Origin of the sequence: Phenylobacterium sp. (assembly GCF_036495085.1) — a bacterium.
Lineage (GTDB): Bacteria > Pseudomonadota > Alphaproteobacteria > Caulobacterales > Caulobacteraceae > Phenylobacterium.
Genome location: NZ_DASXNL010000106.1, coordinates 15,753 through 33,664 on the forward strand (window position 1 = coordinate 15,753; position 17,912 = coordinate 33,664).

Here is a 17,912-nt window from a genome sequence, read left to right on the forward strand (position 1 = left end):
GCCGGACGGCAGACTGCAGAATCGTCGCGCGCGGCGTGCGCCAGGACGAAACCATCCCTGCCTGGTCGCGGAAAGCTTGGCGGCAGCCCAGCATCCACTTCCGCCTCCGCGTTGGTCTTTTGCTTCCCTGCCGGCGGGGGCCCCGTCAGAGGCCGGCGCGCATCTCCGCCGGTAGGTCGATGCGATCGGGGTGGGTGAACACCTCGAAGCCGTCGGCGCGCGCCACGCCCACCAGGGTGAGGCCGGCGGCCTGCGCCGTCCGCACCGCGAGCGCTGTCGGGGCGGAAACGGCGCAGATGACCGGCGCGCCCAGCACCGCGGCCTTCTGGACCATTTCCACCGACACGCGGCTGGTGAGCAGCAGTACGCCGCGCGCGCCGCCGCCGCGCCGGCAGGTTGCGCCGATCAGCTTGTCGAGGGCGTTATGGCGTCCGACATCCTCGCGGACGACGAGCTCGCCGTCAGGTCGCCAGAGCGCGGCGGCATGGGCCGCACGGGTGGCGCGCCCGAGCGGCTGAGCCCCATCAAGCCCGGCCATGGCGTCCAGTAGCGCGGCAGGCGACACCTTGAAGTCGGTGGCCGGGATCGGGCGGGCGGGCTTGGCCGCCGCTGCCAGGCTTTCGACGCCGCAGAGCCCACAGCCGGTCGGTCCCGCAAGGTGGCGGCGCCGCGCGGCGAGTTGCTCGGAGCAGTCGCCGGAGAGCCAAAGCCGGACTTCGACGCCGTCGGCGCCATGGTGGACTTCCACGTCCTGAATGTCAGCGGGCGAACCGACAATGCCTTCGGAAAGGGAGAACCCTAGGCCCAGGTCCTCAAGGTCCGCCGGCGTCGCCATCATCACCGCGGTGGTCGTCGCCTGGTGGACCAAAGCGATCGGCGCCTCTTCGGCGGCCAGGCGGGGTTCGACTTCCGCGCCGTCCGCGACGCGCCAGCGGAGACGAGAGACCGGCTGCATGGATTCGACGGACATGACGGTTCCGAGGGGAGCGGTTTTCAGCTTAGCGCGCTTACGCCGCGATCGATGCATCGCATCGGTCCGCCTTGGCGTTCCGCCAAGGCGCACGCCGCGGAAAACGCCTATGACGAAATCGCATAAAGGCCAGATCCACCCTTACCCCGGTCCGGCCGGCGGCTACGGGTCCGCGTTCTCCGTCGCCGACATCCTGGCGCGGGAGGGGATTCCGGCCGACCTCGACCTGATAACCAGGCAGAACAAGCCCGACGGCTTCATGTGCGTCAGCTGCGCGTGGGGGAAGCCGGCCGAGCCGCACCCCCTGGAGGTGTGCGAGAACGGCGTAAAGGCGACCGCCTGGGAGATCACGCGGCATCGCGCGGGTGACGCCTTCTTCGCCAAACACACCCTGAAGGAGCTGGAGAGCTGGTCCGACCATGAGTTGGAGAAGGCCGGGCGCCTGACCCGGCCGATGTGCTGGGATGCGGCCAGCGACAGATATGTCCCGATCAGTTGGGAGGAAGCTTTCGAAGGGATCGGGCGGGAGCTGAAAGCCCTTAGCGCGAACCCCGACGCCACGGTCTTCTACACCAGCGGCCGGGCGAGCCTGGAGGCCAGCTACCTCTACCAGCTGCTGGCGCGGATGTACGGCACCAACAACCTGCCGGACAGCTCGAACATGTGCCACGAGAGCACATCAGTGGCCCTGCCGGAAAGCATCGGCGTCTCGGTCGGGACCGTTACGCTGCAGGACTTCGAGATGGCGGACCTGTTGCTCTACATGGGGCACAACCCCGGAACTTCGTCGCCCCGCATCCTCCACCAGCTGCAGAGCGCGGCCCAGCGGGGCGCCAAGATCATCGGGGTCAACCCGCTCCGCGAGCGGGGGCTTGAGCGCTTCAGGAACCCCCAAAAACCGCTCGAGATGTTGACGCCGAAGGAGACGGAGATCGCCGACGAGATCCTGCAGGTGCGCAACGGCGGCGACATCGCGTTGCTGACGGGGGTCTGCAAGGCGCTGATCGAGTGGGACGACGTTCTGGCTGCTGACGGTGAGGCGCATGTCACCTACCGCGACAAGCTGCTGGCGGAGACGACCAATGACGCCGGCTTCTCGGTGAAGGCGGCGGCGGCGGGGAAGGAGAACCGCCGCATGCTCGACCATGACTTCATCGCGCACCACACGGCGGGGTTCGAGGCGTTCGCGGCCTACTGCCGCGGGACCGCCTGGAGCGACATCGAGATGGTCTCCGGCCTCAGCCGCCTCGACATCGAGGGCCTGGCCAGGACCTACGCCGAGGCCAACGCGGTGATGGGCATCTACGGCATGGGCCTGACCCAGCACGTGGCCGGCGTCGAGAACGTGCAGATGGTGGTCAACCTGCTGCTGTTGCGCGGCAACATCGGCAAGCCGGGCGCCGGCGTCTGTTCGGTGCGCGGCCACTCCAACGTTCAGGGGCAGCGCACCGTCGGGATCACCGAAAAGCCGGAATTGGCGCCGCTCGACAAGCTGCAGGAGCTCTATGGCTTCGCGCCGCCGCGTCACGAGGGCCTGACCACGGTGAAGACCTGCGAGAAGATGATTTCCGGCGAGGTGAAGGCCTTTGTCGCGCTCGGCGGCAACTTCTCCCGCGCCGCGCCGGACCTGCCGCGGGTCGAGGCGGCGTGGCGCAAGCTGCGGCTGACAGTGGCGATCGCAACGAAGCTGAACCGGAGCCATGTGGCGCACGGCGAAGTGGCCTATCTGCTGCCGTGCCTCGGGCGGATCGAGATCGATCAGCAGGCGACCGGACCCCAGGCGGTTTCAATGGAAAGCAGCCTGGCGCACTTCCATGGCTCGAACGGTCAGGTGAAGCCGGCCAGCCCGCACCTGAAATCTGAGCCCGCAATCATCGCGGGCATCGCGAAGGCGACCCTCGAGCCTAATCCCAAGGTCCCCTGGGACGCCTGGATCGATGACTACGCCACGATCCGCGACGCCATCGAGAAGACCTGGCCGGCGACGTTCAAGGGACTGAACGAGAAGATGTTCCAGCCCGGTGGCCTGACCCGGCCGCTGGGGGCTCGGGAGCGCAAGTGGGCGACCCGCAGCGGCAAGGCCAACTTCATCCCGCCCACCCAGCTGTTCGCGGGGGATGTGGAGAGCTTCAACGCGCCCGACACCCTGCAGCTCATCACCCTGCGCAGCAACGGCCAGTTCAACACCACCGTCTACAGCGATGTGGACCGCTTCCGCGGCGTGAAGGGCACCCGGATGGTGGTGTTTATGAACCCCACCGATATGGCGCGGCTTGGCGTCGAGAAGGACGACCTGATCGACCTGACCACGGTGATCGAGGCCGAGGTCGAGCGCCGGGTGAACGGGTTTCGGGTGGTCCCCTACAACATCCCGCCGGGCTGTATCGGCGCCTACTACCCCGAAGCCAATCCGCTGGTGCCGCTGGGCCATCACGACAAGAAGGCCCACACCCCCGCCTACAAGGCGACGCCGGTGCGGATCTCGAAAACCCCGAGTCGCGAGACCGCTTGAGATGAACGACACCGCCCTCTACGCCTTTGAGAACGACTTCGTGGTCACCTTGCGCTGCGTGCCGATGGCGGTGCGCTTCAAGCTGGACGCCTGCGGCATCAAGCTGACCCTCCGCCAGTGGAGCCGCTTCACCCGGGACGAGCGACAGACCCTGCTCTTGGCCCCTTGCGGGTCGCTGCGGGAGGTGGAGGCCTATCGGGAGCGTCTCGTGAACCTCATCGCGGTGCGCACCGGCGATGTGGCCAAGCTCCTCGGGAGCGAGGGGCTGGTGCCGTGGGAGGAATCGGAGGCGACCCCCGCGCAGGTTCTCGCCTTCGCGCACAGCCGAAAGGTCCAACCGCCTTCCGACGCCGATTGGCGCCGGCTCACCGAGCTGCAACGCTTCGTGCTGCTGAAGCTCAGCCGCGACAACCATGACAATGTCAATTTCGTCCCGGCGATGCGGGAATTCGGTCTGATCGACGCCGCGCCGATATCGGCGGTCGCCTAGGGCGCCGAGCGGAACAGCGCGACGCGCTCGCTCGGCGTGTTGGCGCCCCGAACGCGCAGCGCCACCGCGGGCGGGCAGGAAACGTGCGACAGGCCGCTGGCCTCCACCAGGCGGCGCAAGGGCCAGCCGGCCTCGGCCTCGGGCGGCAGCCGGGCGATCTGGACCACCAGAGGCAGGGGAAACCGTGCATACGCCGCCCCAGGCGGTTCGGCGGCGATCAACGGTGCGAGGTCCGCCGTCCGGAGCGTTGGGGCGTCCACGGCCAGGACCAGCATGCGGTCGCAGCCCAGCGCAGCGAGCGCCGCGGCGCCGGCCAGAACACCGCCGACCGGACCCGCCAAGGGCTGCGCGTCGGCCACGAACGGCAGGCCGTAGTCGGTGTGGCCAACGGTGAGCACGGCGATCGGCCGCAGGCTCTCGGCAAGCGCGGCGACCCGATCCACCGCGCGTTGGCCGTGCCATTCCGCGGCGGCCTTGTCCTCACCCATGCGGGACGATGCGCCGCCCGTCAGGATCGCCACGCCGAGACCCAAGGATTTACCTCCTGCCTAAAGCCTTCGCGACGAGCCCTGCGCACAGCGCCGGTCGCCGCGATGGCGGGCTGTCCAGCCGCGCCCGGACACATTCTCATCTTAATGCACAGGGGTGCGGAACGGGTCTCGCGGCAAGCGGTTGCCAAGCCGATAGGAGAGCCCGATGGACGACGCCGCCGCGAAGCCCAAACCCGACCCGACCGCCGCCGACCTGCTGATCGACAGCCTGATCGACTGGGGAATCGACACGGTGTTCGGTCTGCCGGGGGACGGCATCAACGGGATTATGGAAGCGCTGCGGACGCGACAGGCAAAGATCCGTTTCATTCAGGCGCGGCACGAGGAGGCCGCCGCCTTTATGGCCTGCGCCTACGCCAAGTGGACGGGCAGGATCGGCTGCTGCCTGGCGACGACGGGCCCCGGCGGGGTCCATCTGCTCAACGGACTCTACGACGCCAAGTTCGACCGTGCGCCGGTCCTGGCGATCACCGGCCTGCCGTACCACGATCTCGCCCAGACCAGCACGCAGCAGGACATCGACCACGTTCGGCTTTTCAACGATGTCGCCGAGCACGCCGCGGCGATCACCGGCGCGGCGCAGGTCGAAGGCGCGGTGGCGCTCGCCTGCCGCACCGCGTTGGCGCGCCGCGGGGTCACCCACCTGGCGGTGCCGGTCGACGTCCAAGAACAGACCTTGTCGGCCGACAAGCGTTCGCCGCGCAACAAGGCCCGTCCGACCAAAGCCTATGCCGAGAGCCCGCACGCGCCCGACCCTGAGGCCGTCGGCGCTGCGGCGGAGATTCTCAAGGCGGGCCGCCGCGTGCTGATCCTTGCCGGCCAGGGGGCGTTCGGCGCTGAGGAGGACCTTCTGCGGGTGGCCGAGCGGCTCGGCGCGCCGATCGCCAAGGCCTTGCTCGGCAAGGCTGTGGTCCCCGACGACCATCCCTACGTTACCGGCGGGGTGGGCTACCTCGGAGCGCGCCCCTCGCAGTTGGCCATGGACGCCTGCGACACCCTGCTGATCGTCGGGTCCGGCTTTCCGTATGTCGAGTACTACCCGGAGCCCGGGCAGGCGAAGGTGGTGCAGATCGACGTCGATCCCGCGCGGATCGGCCTGCGCTATCCGGTCGACGCCGCCCTGGTGGGCGACGCCGCGGCCTGCCTGCAGGCGCTCACGCCGCATCTGCCGGATCTCGCCGAGCGCGGGTTCCTGGCCCGGGCGCAGGCGTGGAAACAGGAGTGGCTGGAGGCCCTCGACACGGGCGCGGACCGCAGCGACGTTCCGATGAAGCCGCAACGGGTGGTCCGCGACCTGAACCGGCGGCTGCCAGATCACGCCGTGATCGCGGCCGACTGCGGCCACAACACCGGCCTCACGGCCCAATATGTGCAGATCCGCCAGGGACAAGCCTTCGGCGTGTCGGGCACCCTGGCGTCCATGGGCGGCGGCGTGCCCTACGCGATCGCTGCGGCCTTAGCGTTCCCTGGGCGCCCAGTGGTGGCCGTGGTCGGCGATGGCGGGCTGTCCATGAGTCTGGCCGAATTGGCCACCTGCGCGCGCTACCGGCTCCCGGTGAAGGTGATCGTGTTGAACAACGGCACGCTTGGCCAGATCAAGTGGGAGCAGATGCTGTTCCTGGGCAATCCGGAATTCGCCTGCGACCTGCAGCCGATCGACTTCGCCAAGGTCGCGCAGGCCATGGGGGTGAAGGCCTGGCGCATCGAAGATCCCAACGACTGCGCGCGGGTGCTGGACGAGGCCCTGGCCCACGAGGGACCTGCGCTGGTCGACGCGGTGGTCGACCCCGACGAGCCGATGCTGCCGCCCAAGCGGCGGCCCGAATATATGGAGAAGCTCGAAAAGGCGCTGGCGGCAGGGACGCCGCATGCCGCCGAGATCACGCAGGCGCTGGGCCAGGAACCGGCCCGCACGTCCCTCAAGCCCTGAGCGTTGGACGGCTTGGGGGCGGCCATGACGATTGGCCGTTCTCGCCCGGTCCGGGCTCGGCCATGCGGCGGTGCATTTCCGCGAGCTGGGTCTGCGGGGTGACCGCGGCCATGGCGATGGGGGGCTGCTTGGGTTGGCGGCGGATCCGCAGGTCACGACCGTGCGGGGTAACGCCCCGTCGGTGCGCGGCTGGGCTCAGCGCAGAATGTAGAGATAGGCCGCAAGGTCGCGCGCCTCGCCGTCGGTGAGCCCCATCTCCGGCATGCCGGACCCCGGATCGAGGGCCTGCGGATGCTGGATCCAGGCCGTCATCTGCTGCGGGTCGTTGGCCAGCTTGCCCGCCAGGAAGGCCCGGATCGCCACCTTGTCCAGCGAGGGCCCGACGGCGCCGTTGGCGAAGTTTTGGCCGGTGATCGAATGGCAGCCGCCGCAGCCCTTCTCCGCGAACAGGGCGCGCCCCGAGGCCACGTGGCCGCCGGTGAGGGCCTGGGCGGCCTGGACGGTGGTGTGGTTGGTCTGAATGCGCTGGACCCCCAGCGACACCGCCGCGGCCACGGAGCCGAGCCCCAACAGGATGGCGATGAACACCAGGGCCGGCGGCAGCCTAGGAAACAGCATCGGCGACCTCGCGCTTGGCGGGCCGCAGCACATGGGCGACCACCGCCAGGGCGGCGGCGGCATGCACGACGCCGCCGGGGACCCACATCAGCAGCCCAGCCAGCTGCTGGTCCTCGATCGGAGTCAGGCCCAGCGGCGTCATCCCCAGCCGGGCGTAGCCCGCATACCAGGGGCTCTGGGCGACGGCCATCATCGCCCCGAGCGCGCCCGACACCACCGAGGTCGCGAACAAGCAGAGTGCGGCGACACCGGGGTTGCAGGGCCGCCGCTTCAGGACCGCGCTCCAGAAGAAAAGCGCGCTCAGGACGAAGCAAAGATGCTGGGCGATATGCCAGGCGGGATGTGCGAGTGCGACGTCGAAGAGGGCCGGGGCGTGCCAGAGCCAGAGCGCGGCGGCCTGCAGGAGGGTGGCGGTGACGGGTTCGGTTAAGACGCGCCACGGACGGGCCACGGCCGGGGTCCGGCTGAGCGCGCCCAGCGTCTGGCGGCCACCTGCGGGGAAGGCCCAGAGCATGACTGACAGCGGCTCGGCTAGCACCAGCAGCGGCGCGACGGCCAGCATCAGCAACTCGTGCTCGGCCATGTGGGCGGTGAAGGAGTGTCCGCCGGCTTGGTGCAGCGGGCTGATCAGCGCCGAGGCCAGCAGCAGCATCCCAGCGGCGAACAGGGACGTGCGCCGGCGAAGCCGGCCCGCGCCGAGGTTGGCGCGGGGCGCGAGCCGACGCCACCCCAAAGCGAAAAGGCCGACGCCCAGCAGCCAGGGCGCCACGATCACGGGGTCGAGGGTCCAGCCGAACCGTTGGCCCGCGCCGCCCGCGGGATGCGCCAGAGCGGGCGGGGCGGCCACGGATAGGGCGAGCGCCAGGCTGGCGAGGCGGGTCACCGGGCGCATGGGGGCACCAGCCAGATCGCGGCGGTCATCACCAGGCTCGCCAGCGCGAAGATCGCCGAGGCCCCGAGCCCGATCCGCCCGAGGAAGCGTCGGGTGGCGTCGGGGTCGCTCCGAACCACCTGCCAGGCGAGCGCGCCCGCAGCTCCGCACAGCGCGATGGCCGCCAAGCCGAGCGCCGCGCCGAGCGGCGGGCCGGCGGCGGCGCAGGCGAAGTAGACCAGGCCGCCTTCGCCCTGTTGGAACAGCACCCAGGCCGCCCCGGGGCCGAACAGCGCGGCGGCTGTGGCCAGGGTGACGCGCAGGACTGACCGGCTCACAGCCATCGCGGCCCCCAGTACACCAGCAGGTAGATCGGCAGCCAGGCCAGCACGACGAAGTTCCAGTAGACGGCGTTGTCATTGATGTCGGAGAACTGGTCGTCGCCGCACTCGTGGCTGAACAACCAGGCGCCCAGCACGGCGGTGTCGCCGAGGTCGGTGACGACGTGGGTGGTGTGCAGCACGATCATCAGCCAGGTGACCGAGCCATAGGCGTCCTGGTCCCAGCGCAGATTGAGGTGGGCGAACTCGAAGCCCCGCACGACCATGAGGCCGACCGCGATCAGGGTCATGGCGAGCACGCCCCAGCGCGCTTCCAACGCACGCTTCTGCTTGGCCATGCGCGCGGTCCACAGGTTTGGGATCAGGCTGAGGACCGCGACCCCTGTGAAGACGGCGCCCCAGAGGTGATCGGGCGGGGCGTCGCCGGGCGGCGGCCAGCCGCCGGCCTGGCCGCGCAGGTAGAGGTACGCCGCCGCCGCCAGCAGGAAGGCGGTGCCCTCGATCAGCATGAAGCCGAAGGTGCCCCACCAGAGCAAGCTGCGCGGCCCGATGGCCGACTTCGGCAGCCCTTCCACCGAGCCCACCACCTCGATCTCGAAGGGCGCCGTCATGGCTTGTCTCCGAGGTGACGGCGGGGTTGCTTCGGCCAGAACCAGGCCGTGATGGTGGCCCCGACGGGAAGGGCGCCCCAGACCAGCGCCCAGGGGCTGAAGATGCTGCCGACAAACATGGCGCTGGTCGCCAGAGCAGCCAGGAGCGGCCAGATCGACGGCGTGGGGCTGTGCTGGCGGTAGTCGGGCTCGGCCTCGACGGGGGAGGTCAGCAGGAGCTCGCGATGGTCGAGGGACAGGCCCTCGAGCACCGGCCGCGGGCCCGTCTGGGTCCAGAGCGGCGTCAGGCTGTCGACCACCGGGATGTGGTCGAAGTTGTAGGCCGGTGGCGGGCTTTGCGTGGCCCACTCCAGGGTGGCGCCGCCCCAGGGATCGGGGCCGGCCTTAGCGCCGCGCCAGTAGCTAAAGAGGGCATTGGCCACGAAGACCGCGGCGCCGCCGGCCGCGATCACCGAGCCGATGGAGACGACGATGTTCAGGGGACCCCAGCCCATGGCGTCGGAATAGGTGTAGATGCGTCGCGGCATGCCCATCAGCCCGAGGATGTGCATCGGGAAGAAGCCGAGGTTGAAGCCGCCCAGGATCAGCCAGAAGGCGACCTTGCCCCAAGCCTCCGACATCACCCGGCCGGTGGCCTTGGGATACCAGAACGTGAAGGCGCCGAAGAGCGGGAACATAGCCCCGCCGACCAGCACATAGTGCAGGTGGGCGACCACGAAATAGGTGTCGGTCAGCTGCAGGTCGAGCGGCGCGGACGCGGTCATCAGGCCGGAGAGGCCGCCGATGACGAAGGTGGCGATAAATCCGATCACCCACAGCAGGGGCGTCCTGAACACCGGCTTGCCACCGAAGATCGTGGCGATCCAGCAGAAGATCTGCAGCCCGGTTGGAACGGCGATCGCCATGCTGGCGGCGGTGTAGAAGCTGTTCCCAAGCTTCGGCAGGCCGACCGCGAACATGTGGTGCACCCACAGGCCGAAGGCGAGCACGCCGATCGAGACGAGCGAGAGGACCACCGGCACATAGCCGAAGCCCACGCGCCGCGAGAAGGTCTCCACGATCGAAGCGACAAAGCCGAGCGCCGGGATGAAGATCAGATAGACTTCCGGGTGACCGAAGAACCAGAACAGGTGCTGGAACAGCAGCACGTCGCCGCCCACCGCGGGATCGAAGAAGTGCGTGCCCACCAGCCGGTCGGTGATCAGCATGCTGGTGACCAGCATCACCGCCGGCAGGGCGAAGATGGTCATCAATGCTGAGATCAGCATCGACCACAGGAAGATCGGGAGGCGCGCGAGCGTCATGCCGGGCGGCCGCAGCCGCATGATCGTGGCGAAGGTGTTGACCGAGACCGCCAGGGCCGCGACTTCCGTGAAGGTGATCATCTGGGCCCAGACGTCCGCGCGATGGCCGGGCGCATAGTTCGGCCCGGAAAGCGGGGCGTATTCGAACCAGCCCAGATCTGGGGTGACGTTGGCGATGTGGGGAATCCACAGCATCAGCACCCCGCCGAGATACATCCAGAAGGAGAAGGCGTTCAGGCGGGGGAAGGCCATGTTGCGCTGGCCCAGCATGAGCGGGACCAGCCAGATGGCCATGGCCTCCATCACCGGCACGGAGACCAGGAAGAGCATGCTGGAGCCGTGCAGGCTGAAGGACTCGTTGAAGCCCTGAGGCCCCAATCGCTTCACGGCCGGAAAAGCCAGTTGCAGGCGCATGTCGACGGCCAGCAGGCCATCGAGCACCAGGAGCGCCATGGCCACCAGGATGTAGCGGGCGGCGATCTTCTTGTGATCGGTGGTGGTGAGGAACCCCCATAGGCCCGGCGCGTCGCCCCAGGTCTTGGCCAGCCGGGCGCAGCGTTCGGCGTCGGAGGCGGCGTGGATGTCGGCGGCGCCCGTCACGTCAGGCCCTCGAGATAGTGGGCGACCGCCTCGGCGTCGCGCGGCGACAAGCCGGTGGCGGGCATCTCCGCGCCGGGCTTGAGCGCCTGCGGCTGCGCGATCCAGCCCTGCAGGCTGCCCCGGGTGAGGGGCGCCGCGCCGGCCGCCAGGAAGCGGCGGCCGGCGATGTGGGTGAGATCCGGCGCAGCGCGCGCCGCGGCCGCCGTGCCTCGCAGCGCATGGCACTGCCCGCAGGTCCCGTCTTGCACCAGGGCCAGGCCGCGCGCGGCGACCGGGTCCTTCGGCGCCGCGGCCGGCGCGGCCTGGCGCGCCACCCAGGCGGCGTAGTCGGCCGGGCTGTCGACCTTCACGTCCAGGGCCATCTGTGCGTGCTGCAGGCCGCAGAACTCGGCGCACTGCCCCCGCACCCAGCCCAGCTGGCGCGGCGTGATCGTCAGGCGGTTCACGCGCCCGGGAACCATGTCGATCTTGCCGCTAAGGTTGGGGATCCAGAAGGAATGGATGACGTCGGCGGAGACCACCTCGACCGGGGTCGGCTGATTGAGCGGCAGGTGCAGTTCGTTGGCGCTCTCCACCCAGCGTCCGCTCGCCGGATCCTTCACCTCGATCCGCCACCACCACTGCTGGCCGGTGACCCGCACGCTCGGGTCTCCGCGGGGCTCGGCGCCGGCCAGGGCGCGGTCGACGAGGAAGCTGGCGACCGCCAGGGTGAGGAGGCCGGCGACGATCAGCGCCGCCCAGGCCCTCAGCCCCCATTGCAGGCGGCCGTCGTGCGGTTCGGTGATCGGCGTCTCGGCCAAGGCGCCGCGGGCGCGCCAGAGCGCCACGGCCAGGAACGCCAGCACCAGCAGGTACGCGATCCCACAGACCCAGAGCATCAGGCCGAACAGACCGTGCAGCCACCGGGCCTGGTCGCTGGCCGGGCTGAACACCGACTGCGGTCCAGCGCAGCCGGCGAGGCTCGCAGCGCAGAGCCCGGCGAAAAGCGACGCGATGCGCGAGGCGCGCCCGCTCATCGCAGCCCCCCGGACCAGGTGGCGCCGGACGGCTCGCCCTCCTGGGCGTCGGCGTTGCGCCGCCGCATGTTCGGCTTCACCTCCTGGAGGCCGTGCACATAGCCGGCGAGCTGCCAAATCTGCTGCGGCGTCAGCAGGCCATCGTAGCCCGGCATGCCCGGCGCGCCGTGGGCGATGGAGGCATAGATCTGGGGCGCAGAGCCGCCCTGCCGCCACTGGGCGTCCGCCAGGTTGCGGAACCCGGGCGCGCCCTCGGCGTGGCATCGGTCGCAGCCGATCCACCTGAACAGCCGGCCGCCCTCGCTCATCTCGTAGAAGTTGGTGGTGTAGTGCTTCTCGCGCGGGTCGTTCGGCCCGGACGGCGCCGAGCCGGGGGGCGATGGACCGACGTCCCGCTTCTCCACGCTGCAGGCCGCCAGCAGCACGGCGAACAGGCCGACCGCGACGCGGCGGCCGGCGGCGGCAAGGCGGACGTCTGGTTTTCCTGCGGCGCGGTTCGGCACGGGGTCCCTCAGGCTGCGTAGACGCGCATCTTCGAATTCGGTTTCCATTCGCCGCGAAGAACCCCGATCCCGCGGGGCCCTGCCCGATCGGACCATCTTCCAGACGACAGAACTCGCGGATCTAGTGGCCAGAGCGCGGTCGGGCCCGTCCGTACCCGGGCCTACCCGGCGGCGCCGGGCGTCGCGTCGATCATCGGGGCGATCACCTCCAGCAGCTCGCGCGCCAGGAAGCCGACCGCGCCGACCTCGCGGGTCAGGCGCCCGCCGGCGGCGCCATGGATACAGACTCCCCACAAGGTCGCGGTCAGGGCGTCCGCGCCGCGCGCCAGCAGACCGCCAACGATCCCCGCCAGCACGTCGCCAGAGCCGGAGGTCGCCAGGCCGACGGCGCCGCCGGCGTGCAGGAAGGCCTCTCCCCGCGGGGTCGCGATGTAGGTGTCAGCGCCCTTCAACGCCACCACGGCGCCCAGCTCGCGGCTGACGCGCAGGGCGGCCGCCAGCGGGTCGTCCCGGATGGCCTGGCGTTCGCAGCCACAGAGCTTGGCCATCTCGCCGGCGTGGGGGGTGATGACCAGCCGGCCCGCCAGGGTCCGCGTCATCTGCGCGTGTGCAGCGAGGCGGGGCAAGGCGCCGGCGTCGAGCACGAAGGCGGCCATCTCGGCCCGCGCAATGAGCCCGCAAGCGACCGCGGCCGCGGCGGCCTCATCGAGCATCCCCGGGCCGATCACCACCGCGCGGGCGAGCGCGGCCCGGTCCTGCAGAGCCTCGGCCGCGTGGGCGGCGATCTCGCCCTGCGGATCCGCCGGAACCGGGACGATCGCGGCTTCGGGCGCCGCCACGCCCAAGGGAACGCGCAGCGCCAGCGGGGCGGCCAGTTGCAACTTGCCCGCGCCCGCCCGCAAGGCGGCGAGGCCGGTGAGCAGGGCCGCGCCCGGAACCCCGCTGCCGCCGGCGACGACCAGCACCTCGCCGCGATCCTCCTTGTCGCCGTCGTGGGTCAGGCGGGGGAGCGGGAACCGCTGCAGGTCGCCTGGCGCGATCGGGGTCGGGCTCACCGGGCGCCTGCGATCGCGTCGGGTGCTGAGGTGACCGGGGCGCCGGCCTGGGCGAGCGGGGCGGCGAAGTTGTAGCGGACCAGGCGCAGCGCGCCGTCCGGACCTTCGCGGGCGTCGAAGCAGTACTCGGTGACCCCGCAGTTGACGACGTCGCCTTGCGCGTCGATCGCCATCAGCTCGGCCTCGGTGAGATTCTCCAGCAGGTAGCGAAGGCAGAGCACGACCACCTGGTGGCCGACGATCACCACGCGGCGGCGTGCGTAGTGCAGGCTGATGGTATCGAGCGCGCTGCGCAGCCGCAGGATTACGTCGCACCAGCTCTCGCCCCCCGGCGGGCGGTGATAGAACTTGCCGATGGCGCGGCGCAACTCCGCCTGCTCCGGGAACAGGCTCTTGATGCCGGCGGAGGTCAGGCGGTCGAGAATGCCGAACTCGCGCTCGCGCAGGCGCTCATCGACCACCAGGGGCTGGGCGTCCGCCGCCAGGCCGCCTGCCGCGGCCAGCGCCGCCGCCGTGCCCTGGGCGCGGCGATAGGGGGACGCGATCGCCACTTCCGGGCGTTCATCTGCCGGCATCCGGGCGAACCAGGCGCCCAGCGCTTCGGCCTGGGTCTCGCCGAGCGGGCTGAGGGGCACATCGACGTCGCGCGCCCCGATGTCGATGCGCGCCGCACCGGTGCGGCGGGCGAGGTCGCGCGCGACATTGCCCGCGCTTTCCCCGTGGCGGACGATCCAAAGGCGGCTTGGCCAGCGTGACTGCATGGGCCGCAAACGCGGCAGGCGCTCAGGGGTTCGTCGGTGTCGATACCTGGGCCGCCGCAGGGCTGCGACCGGGGACGCGGCGTGGCGGCTCCGCGGCGGGATGCCGACGTCGCCCTCGCCTCCCATCACCTCAAATGCTGTCCTCGGAGCTCTCCTCCGCGAGCTGCCCGGCGCGCCGGGCCGGGCCGCGGGGCCACCGAAAAATCCTTTGAACCAAGGCCCTACGCCAACGTTCGGAGAGCCTGCGGTTGGCGAGGCATACGGTGACCAAGGCGGTGAGGACCCACGATCTGCGCGCCCCGGTGACCCCGGTCGCCACGATGCAGGGCTTGGCGGACCGCGAGCAGCTGGCCCTCGTCGCGATGGCCAGCACCCGTATGCCGATGGTGATCTGCGACGCCCAGGCGGACGACACCCCGGTCGTGCTCGCCAATCAGGCGTTCCTCGACCTGACCGGCTATGCCGCCGAGGAGGTCGTCGGACGCAACTGCCGTTTCCTGCAGGGGCCGGACACCGCCCGCGAGGCGGTCCAGCGGATCGGAGAGGCGATCGCCCAGGGCGAGACCCTGGAGATCGAACTGCTCAACTACCGCAAGGACGGCGCGACCTTCATCAACCAGCTGCACGTCGGCCCCGTGCGCGACGCCGCCGGGACGGTGCAGTACTTCTTCGCCTCGCAGAAGGACGTGACGGAACGCCGCCGCGCCGAGACGCTGCGCGCCGCCGAGCATCGCCTCCTGCGCGAGGTCGACCATCGGGCGATGAACGCCCTGGCCCTGGTGCAGGCCTTCACCCGCTTGACGGAGGCGGAGACGGTGGAGGCCTACGCCGCCGCCGTGCAGGGCCGCATCGCCGCGCTCGCCAATGCCCACACCCTGCTCGCCGGCGGCGCCTGGGCGCCCGTCTCCCTACGCGCCATCCTCGACAGCGAGACCCAGGGGTACGACCTGGGGCGGATGCGGCTGACCGGATCTGAGGTGCTGGTCTCGCCGCAGGACGTGCAGCCGCTCGCGCTGCTGTTCCACGAGATGATGGCCAACACCGTTGCGCACGGCGCCCTGTCGGAGTCCGGAGGCGAGGTCGAGGTCGGCTGGACCCTGGAAGGTGAGCCGCCGGACCTGCGGCTCACCTGGCGCGAGGTCGGGCCGGCGCCGCGGGCGGATCATGTCGAGCGCCTGGGCTTCCGGATCATCGACTCGGTGGTGCGCGCGCAGCTGCGGGGCCGGCTGGAGCGGCAGTGGACGCCGCACGGCCTTCGCGTCGAATTCCGTTTTCCGCTCGATTAGCTTCAGTCCTGGTCGGTCGGTCGGCCGGTCGCTGAGCTGGGTGCTGTCCTTCCGCCCTTTGCCCATGCGGACCATGTCCCCGGCGATGGCCGCGCCAGCGGGCCCACCACGCGAGGCTGAGCCGGAGGCTGTCGTGGTGGGGCGTCGCTGGACGTCGCGCGCTTGCGAGCCCGGAAATGCGGTGCGGCGGATCTGGTTTCCCGCCGGGACAAGGCTAGCGCGGGAAATCGGCGCGCCCGGTTTGCGTCAACTCGGCATGGCGACGGCCCGCAACCCCCGACTGAAGGTTTTCCAGGCTCGGTTCGGCTTCCACGATTCCCTTGTGGCGGCGCCCAGCCAGGCGGCCGCCTTGCGCGCCTGGGGCACGCGGCAGAACTTGTTCGCCGAGGGCTGGCGCGGGTTACCGAGGACGCGGCGGCCGCGCAGGCGGCGCCGGCGCATCCCGGCGTCCCGCTGCGGCGGGCCGTGGGATCAAAGGGGGCCTTCGCCATGGAGCCGAGCGACCTGCCGCATATGCCGGATGCGTCCCGGCCGGCGGGACTTCGCAAGACCAGGCCGGACCAGGCCCGGCCGCCCGCGGCGCCCCAGCGGCCGCCGGCCGACCGCTCCGCCCTCGATGCGGCGGAGCAGGCGCTGCACAAACTGGACGCGGTGCGCACGCGGGAAGAGGCCGATCTGCGGCGCCGCCAGGTTGAGCTCGACCGGCGCGTGGCCGACTCGCAGGCGCGCTACGTCGCCGCGCGAGAGGCGGCGACGGCGGCGGTCGTGGCCGCTCGACAGGCCTATCGAAAGGCCGGTGGGACGGATTAGTCGGGATCGGCGGCGCGGGCCCGCAGCACTTCGCAGAGCGCCAGCGCGTTGGCGACGGCCGCGCCGCTGGCGGTGTTGTCGAAGATGCACCAGGTGCTTTCGGGAGCCCGCTGCGCCAGCGCCGCGGCGAGGTGATCGAGCGCCTCCGGGGGGTAGCTCGAATAGTAGGGTCGCGGCGCGCCGTGCAGCCGCCAGTAGGCGAGACCGGGATCGCCGCCGGGTCTGTCCGCGCCGGGCGCCCGCACCGGATCGGCGGCGACGCGGGCGATCCGGAAGGACTGCAGGCAAAGCTCGGCGGCGTCCTCGAACCAGCTGGCGTGGCGCGGCTCGCAGGCGACGGGCCCCGCCCACTGCGCGCGCAAGAACCCGAAGAAGCGCTCGGCGGTCGGGCGCGAGAACGCGAGACTAGGCGGCAGCTGCAGCAGGATCGGGCCGAGCTTCCGGCCCAGGGGTTCGAGCTCGGCGAGGAACCGCGCCAGGCGAGGCTCGCAGTCCACGAGCTTGGCCTCGTGGGTCAGGGCCCGGGGCGCCTTGACCGAAAATCGGAAGCCGGGCGGCGTGGTCTGCGCCCATCGCGCCAGGGTCTGCGGCCTTGGGCTGCGATAGAAGGTGGTGTTGATCTCGACGGCGGCGAAGCGGGCGGCGTAGCGCCACAGGCCCGTCCCCTCGGCCGAAAACGCCGGCGCACAGGTCCGCGGGATCGACCAGCCGGCCGTCCCGATCCTCGGGGTGGCCGGACCCTCCGTCATCGTCTCAGCCCGCCTTGCGGGTCCCGGCCCGAGCCGCGGCCTTCGGCGGCGCGGGCTTGGCCTTCCCCTTGCCGCCTTCCTTGTCCTTGCCGGCCAGGCTGGCGCGCAGGGCCGACATCAGGTCCACCACGTTGGTGTCGGCGGGCTCGGCCACCTTGGCGGGTTTGTGGCCTTTCTGCTTCTCGGCGATCAGCGCCTTCAGCGCCTCTTCGTAGCGGTCGACGAACTGGCTGGGATCGAAGGGGCCTTCCTGCTGCTCGATGATCTTCTCGGCGATGGCGATCATCGCCGGATCGGCCTTTGCGTCGTCGATGTCCTTGAAGATCTCCTCCGGCTTGCGCACTTCCGCGTCGGTCCGGATCGTGTAGGCCAAGATGCCCTTGCCGCGCGGCTCCAGGGCCAGGATCCGCTCGCGGGTGCCGATGACCACGCGGCCCAGCGCGATCTGGCCGGATTTCTCCATGGCGGTGCGGATCACGCCGAAGGCCTCCTGGGCGAGCTTGCCGTCCGGCGCGAGGAAGTAGGGATTGTCCCAATAGAGCCGGTCGATCTGGTCCTCGGCGACGAACCGCTCGATGTCGATCGTCTTGGTGCTTTCCAGCTTGACCGAGTTGATCTCGTCGTTGGTCAGCAGGATGTATTCGCCCTTGGAGACCTCGTAGCCCTTCACCAGCTTGGAGCGCTCCACCGGCCCGGTGTCCGGATCGGTGGTGATCATCTTGATCCGGTTATTGGTCTCCGGATTGATCAGGTTGAAGTGGACGTCGCCGGCGGAGTTGGTCGCTGTGTAAAGGGCGACCGGACACGTCACCAGCGAGAGCTTCAAGTGTCCTTGCCAGGTCGGGCGGTAGGCCATGTCCGTCTCCAAAGCCGGCCTCTTTGGCCGCGCCGACTCAACGGCTGTTCGAGCAATTCGTTCGGGGATCGGCGGTGA

At 70.5% G+C, this 17,912-nt stretch carries 18 protein-coding genes; 5 read left to right on the forward strand and 13 right to left on the reverse strand.

Features of this window, described 5'->3' with window-relative positions:
* Window positions 1-145: 145 nt before the first annotated feature.
* A complete protein-coding gene (gene fdhD, locus VGI62_RS12515) occupies window positions 146-970 on the reverse strand; it encodes a formate dehydrogenase accessory sulfurtransferase FdhD (RefSeq protein WP_331504825.1) in 825 nt (274 codons plus the stop codon).
* A 109-nt stretch (window positions 971-1,079) separates the two neighbouring features.
* Here fdhD and VGI62_RS12520 point away from each other — a divergent pair, with 109 nt between their 5' ends.
* Both VGI62_RS12520 and VGI62_RS12525 read left to right on the forward strand, forming a co-directional pair.
* A complete protein-coding gene (locus tag VGI62_RS12520) occupies window positions 1,080-3,482 on the forward strand; it encodes an FdhF/YdeP family oxidoreductase (RefSeq protein ID WP_331504826.1) in 2,403 nt (800 codons plus the stop codon).
* A 1-nt stretch (window position 3,483) separates the two neighbouring features.
* Complete coding sequence (locus tag VGI62_RS12525; protein ID WP_331504827.1) at window positions 3,484-3,972, forward strand: nitrate reductase associated protein; 489 nt, start codon at window positions 3,484-3,486, stop codon at window positions 3,970-3,972.
* Here VGI62_RS12525 and VGI62_RS12530 read toward each other — a convergent pair.
* The gene (locus VGI62_RS12530; protein WP_331504828.1) at window positions 3,969-4,505 is read right to left on the reverse strand and encodes an NTP transferase domain-containing protein; all 537 of its coding nucleotides are present in this window, start codon (window positions 4,503-4,505) and stop codon (window positions 3,969-3,971) included. The genes VGI62_RS12525 and VGI62_RS12530 overlap by 4 nt on opposite strands.
* Before the next feature lie 163 nt (window positions 4,506-4,668).
* On the opposite strand from VGI62_RS12530, the gene VGI62_RS12535 reads away from it, so the two are divergent.
* A complete protein-coding gene (locus VGI62_RS12535) occupies window positions 4,669-6,453 on the forward strand; it encodes a thiamine pyrophosphate-dependent enzyme (protein WP_331504829.1) in 1,785 nt (594 codons plus the stop codon).
* A gap of 195 nt (window positions 6,454-6,648) precedes the next feature.
* Here VGI62_RS12535 and VGI62_RS12540 read toward each other — a convergent pair whose 3' ends face one another.
* The 9 genes from VGI62_RS12540 to VGI62_RS12580 all read right to left on the reverse strand — a co-directional run bounded on the left by VGI62_RS12540 (window position 6,649) and on the right by VGI62_RS12580 (window position 14,133).
* Window positions 6,649-7,071 (reverse strand): c-type cytochrome, encoded by a 423-nt coding sequence (locus tag VGI62_RS12540; RefSeq protein ID WP_331504830.1) that lies wholly within the window; start codon window positions 7,069-7,071, stop codon window positions 6,649-6,651.
* The gene (locus VGI62_RS12545) at window positions 7,058-7,963 is read right to left on the reverse strand and encodes a cytochrome c oxidase assembly protein (protein WP_331504831.1); all 906 of its coding nucleotides are present in this window, start codon (window positions 7,961-7,963) and stop codon (window positions 7,058-7,060) included. Before VGI62_RS12545 ends, VGI62_RS12540 begins: the two co-directional genes overlap by 14 nt.
* Complete coding sequence (locus tag VGI62_RS12550; RefSeq protein ID WP_331504832.1) at window positions 7,951-8,286, reverse strand: hypothetical protein; 336 nt, start codon at window positions 8,284-8,286, stop codon at window positions 7,951-7,953. The genes VGI62_RS12545 and VGI62_RS12550 overlap by 13 nt, the downstream gene beginning before the upstream one ends.
* The gene (locus VGI62_RS12555; RefSeq protein WP_331504833.1) at window positions 8,277-8,894 is read right to left on the reverse strand and encodes a cytochrome c oxidase subunit 3; all 618 of its coding nucleotides are present in this window, start codon (window positions 8,892-8,894) and stop codon (window positions 8,277-8,279) included. Before VGI62_RS12555 ends, VGI62_RS12550 begins: the two co-directional genes overlap by 10 nt.
* Window positions 8,891-10,798 carry a cbb3-type cytochrome c oxidase subunit I gene (locus VGI62_RS12560; protein ID WP_331504834.1) on the reverse strand — a complete coding sequence of 636 codons (1,908 nt, stop codon included), beginning with the start codon at window positions 10,796-10,798 and terminating at the stop codon, window positions 8,891-8,893. The genes VGI62_RS12555 and VGI62_RS12560 overlap by 4 nt, the downstream gene beginning before the upstream one ends.
* Entirely contained in the window at window positions 10,795-11,814 is a 1,020-nt protein-coding gene (locus VGI62_RS12565; protein ID WP_331504835.1) for a cytochrome c oxidase subunit II, read from the reverse strand. The genes VGI62_RS12560 and VGI62_RS12565 overlap by 4 nt, the downstream gene beginning before the upstream one ends.
* Window positions 11,811-12,317 (reverse strand): c-type cytochrome, encoded by a 507-nt coding sequence (locus VGI62_RS12570; RefSeq protein WP_331504836.1) that lies wholly within the window; start codon window positions 12,315-12,317, stop codon window positions 11,811-11,813. Before VGI62_RS12570 ends, VGI62_RS12565 begins: the two co-directional genes overlap by 4 nt.
* A 161-nt stretch (window positions 12,318-12,478) precedes the next feature.
* Window positions 12,479-13,372: an NAD(P)H-hydrate dehydratase gene (locus VGI62_RS12575; RefSeq protein WP_331504837.1), complete on the reverse strand. Its 894-nt coding sequence runs from the start codon at window positions 13,370-13,372 to the stop codon at window positions 12,479-12,481.
* Window positions 13,369-14,133, reverse strand: a complete 765-nt coding sequence (locus VGI62_RS12580; RefSeq protein WP_331504838.1) for a histidine phosphatase family protein — start codon at window positions 14,131-14,133, stop codon at window positions 13,369-13,371. The genes VGI62_RS12575 and VGI62_RS12580 overlap by 4 nt, the downstream gene beginning before the upstream one ends.
* Window positions 14,134-14,381: 248 nt before the next feature.
* Between VGI62_RS12580 and VGI62_RS12585 the strand changes: the two genes are divergently transcribed.
* Both VGI62_RS12585 and VGI62_RS12590 read left to right on the forward strand, forming a co-directional pair.
* On the forward strand, window positions 14,382-15,419 hold the full coding sequence (locus VGI62_RS12585) for a PAS domain-containing protein (RefSeq protein WP_331504839.1): 1,038 nt from the start codon (window positions 14,382-14,384) through the stop codon (window positions 15,417-15,419).
* A 489-nt stretch (window positions 15,420-15,908) separates the two neighbouring features.
* Window positions 15,909-16,229, forward strand: a complete 321-nt coding sequence (locus VGI62_RS12590; protein ID WP_331504840.1) for a hypothetical protein — start codon at window positions 15,909-15,911, stop codon at window positions 16,227-16,229.
* Here the strand turns inward: VGI62_RS12590 and VGI62_RS12595 are convergent.
* Window positions 16,226-16,978, reverse strand: coding sequence for a DUF72 domain-containing protein (locus VGI62_RS12595; RefSeq protein WP_331504841.1), 753 nt, complete (start codon window positions 16,976-16,978; stop codon window positions 16,226-16,228). The genes VGI62_RS12590 and VGI62_RS12595 overlap by 4 nt on opposite strands.
* Before the next feature lie 4 nt (window positions 16,979-16,982).
* Entirely contained in the window at window positions 16,983-17,834 is an 852-nt protein-coding gene (locus tag VGI62_RS12600) for a Ku protein (RefSeq protein ID WP_331504842.1), read from the reverse strand.
* Window positions 17,835-17,912 lie beyond the last annotated feature (78 nt).